Source organism: Rhizobium ecuadorense, assembly GCF_001187535.1.
In the GTDB taxonomy this organism is placed as follows: Bacteria; Pseudomonadota; Alphaproteobacteria; order Rhizobiales; family Rhizobiaceae; genus Rhizobium; species Rhizobium ecuadorense.
This window is the reverse complement of the sequence record NZ_LFIO01000150.1, coordinates 1-420: the sequence shown is the minus strand read 5'-3', so window position 1 is coordinate 420 and position 420 is coordinate 1. Positions and strand designations below refer to the sequence as shown.

At 57.6% G+C, this 420-nt stretch carries 1 protein-coding gene; it reads right to left on the bottom strand.

Features of this window, described 5'->3' with window-relative positions; translation table 11 throughout:
* Window positions 1-68 precede the first annotated feature (68 nt).
* A complete protein-coding gene (locus AF337_RS45000; RefSeq protein ID WP_026230995.1) occupies window positions 69-326 on the bottom strand; it encodes a hypothetical protein in 258 nt (85 codons plus the stop codon).
* Between the last annotated feature and the right edge of the window lie 94 nt (window positions 327-420).

Genomic DNA, 420 nt, shown 5'->3' with positions numbered 1-420 from the left:
TCTTTGATCGTGCTGCTGGATATTTCTCGTTGGACCAATTCCCTTGGAACCTCGCGAAGACCGCCATTTCATTCGGCCGTTGGGCCGTGCATCGATATGCTTGGACTTGAATTCGCTCGGCAAAGAATATTGAGGGCGTCTTGCAATCTAAGGGCAGCCAGCGCCCTCGTTGCTTCCTCGGCTGGCCATCCGGCGGCCATTGCCGCCGAAAGCAAGGTGGATTCGGTGTGAAGCTCCAGTCTTTCGTAGAGAGGCTCAAGCGCCTCGCGGGCGGTCACAACGTGCTCGTCCGGGGGCGTGATCGGAGTCGGAGATACCGTCGGCATTCTGCGTCCTTCCCTAACGGCTTTGGAACCTGAAGACTCCCCATGGTTCCAACGTACTGTGAATGGCCAACGAAGCCGTGCAAGGATGAGCAGC